2 protein-coding genes are annotated in these 1,216 nt (G+C 45.1%); one reads left to right on the forward strand and one right to left on the reverse strand.

Annotation, left to right across the window (positions count from 1 at the left end):
• Positions 1-34: 34 nt before the first annotated feature.
• Positions 35-709: a response regulator transcription factor gene (locus GNE10_RS34635; protein WP_099073528.1), complete on the reverse strand. Its 675-nt coding sequence runs from the start codon at positions 707-709 to the stop codon at positions 35-37.
• A gap of 89 nt (positions 710-798) precedes the next feature.
• On the opposite strand from GNE10_RS34635, the gene GNE10_RS34640 reads away from it, so the two are divergent.
• Complete coding sequence (locus GNE10_RS34640; protein ID WP_260447152.1) at positions 799-1,206, forward strand: hypothetical protein; 408 nt, start codon at positions 799-801, stop codon at positions 1,204-1,206.
• The last annotated feature ends 10 nt before the right edge of the window (positions 1,207-1,216 follow it).

Below are 1,216 nucleotides of genomic sequence, written 5' to 3' on the forward strand. Positions count from 1 at the left end.
CATCTCCCCATCTCCCCATCCCCCCATCTCTCCACTAACTTGGCGGATTTAACCGATAACCCATACGATGTACGGTTTCTATCCAATCTTTGATACCAATAGTTTGTAGCCGTTGGCGTAAACGGCGAACTAAGGTGGTAACTGCGTTACTTTCTGGTTCTTCTCCCCAATTCCACAGGGCTTGCTCAATTTGACCGTGAGATAAGACTTGGCGGGGATGACGCATCATATATTCCATGAGTTGAAACTCGCGGCTAGAAAGCTGAGTTGTTAGGGAACCGCGTTCAAGTATCAAGTTGGATAAATGAAGTTGCAAATCGCCCAAGGTGAGTATATCTCCTTGCCACATTGGCGATCGCCTTCCCAGTGCCCGCACCCGTGCCAATAATTCCAGCACATCCACGGGTTTGACTAAGTAATCGTCGGCTCCAGCATCTAAACCTTTGACTTTATCGGAAACAGTGTCTTTGGCTGTCAACATGAGTATGGGAGCTACTTTACCTGCGTGTCGGTAGGTTTGACATAATTCTACGCCGCTAACTTTGGGCAACATCCAATCTAAAATTAGCAAATCATAATCTTTGCGTAGGGCAAACCACTGTCCTGTTTCGCCATCAGTCACTGCATCTACTATATGCCCCGCTTTTAACAATGCTGCTCTTAGTGGTTCTAACTGCGATGCGTCATCTTCTACTAGTAAGATCAACATGCCATTTGCTTAAGTTGCTGTCTTTGCTTACTTCTTAGTTTTAGGATTAAGGTTAAATAACACAGAAGTAACAGTAAGTATTCTATCTCATGCTTTCCATGCAGCAACTTCAACGTTTTCAAGTGTTGCGATCGCTGGGGTTTGTATTTTGGTTGTCCTTACCCGTGATTGGACTAGTTTTTTGGCTGGGAAGCGGCTTTGTTGGAGATCGAATTTTGAGTCGCTATCATGTCACCAAAAAATACCTGCTAGCCGATACTCAATCATCACGGCAAATGACAAAAAGAGTAGCGGCCATAGAAGTGCAAATCCTCAGACAACAAGGAATTTCACGGGTGAACGTTAAAACCAGTAACTCAGTTCTCAAAACCATAGTATTTGAATTTCCCATCACCGATATGAACCAACTTCAAGCCACTCTCAGTCAGGAGTTAGGCTTACCACAGGATCGAATCAAGGAACTGATTGTGGAAGTGGCTGGGGGAGTGGGGGAGTAGGGGAGATGGG

Source organism: Nostoc sp. 2RC, from assembly GCF_014222165.1.
Taxonomy (GTDB): domain Bacteria; phylum Cyanobacteriota; class Cyanobacteriia; order Cyanobacteriales; family Nostocaceae; genus Nostoc; species Nostoc linckia.